The organism is Xenorhabdus littoralis, assembly GCF_033949345.1.
GTDB classification, from domain to species: Bacteria; Pseudomonadota; Gammaproteobacteria; order Enterobacterales; family Enterobacteriaceae; genus Xenorhabdus; species Xenorhabdus littoralis.
This window is the reverse complement of the sequence record NZ_VCDP01000255.1, coordinates 1-383: the sequence shown is the minus strand read 5'-3', so window position 1 is coordinate 383 and position 383 is coordinate 1. Positions and strand designations below refer to the sequence as shown.

The following is a 383-nucleotide window of genomic DNA, read 5'->3' as shown; positions in this document are numbered from 1 at the left end:
CAGCACAAACCGCTGCCCCATAAAAGTCCGCTTACCATTGACTCTTACCGATTTATAATTTCATATTCACAAAAATACCTTTGTAAACATAAATATAATATACCTGTTGTTGCTTTTGAACCTGTTGAAGAATGCTCTTTTAAAAACGAGCATTCTTTTATTTATATCCTCTATGTAATAAAATATGTGGTAATATTTTATTACATAACGATATTACAAATTTAACAGTTTGGAAAGAAGAAATTTCAAGAAAAGTTACAATAACTATTTCTATATTTAATAATACTGTAAGTACTTCAATGATTAAAGTTAATATTATTCGAAATATTGGAAATTCCATCGAAACATTTATACCTCCTGGAAATACACTTTCAGTAACTACT

The 383-nt window shown here is 27.2% G+C and carries 1 protein-coding gene; it reads left to right on the top strand.

The window, feature by feature from the left end:
• Positions 1 to 182: 182 nt before the first annotated feature.
• Positions 183 to 383 (top strand): S-Ena type endospore appendage (locus FE394_RS20070; protein ID WP_419836369.1); only part of this gene is annotated, 201 nt, incomplete at its 3' end.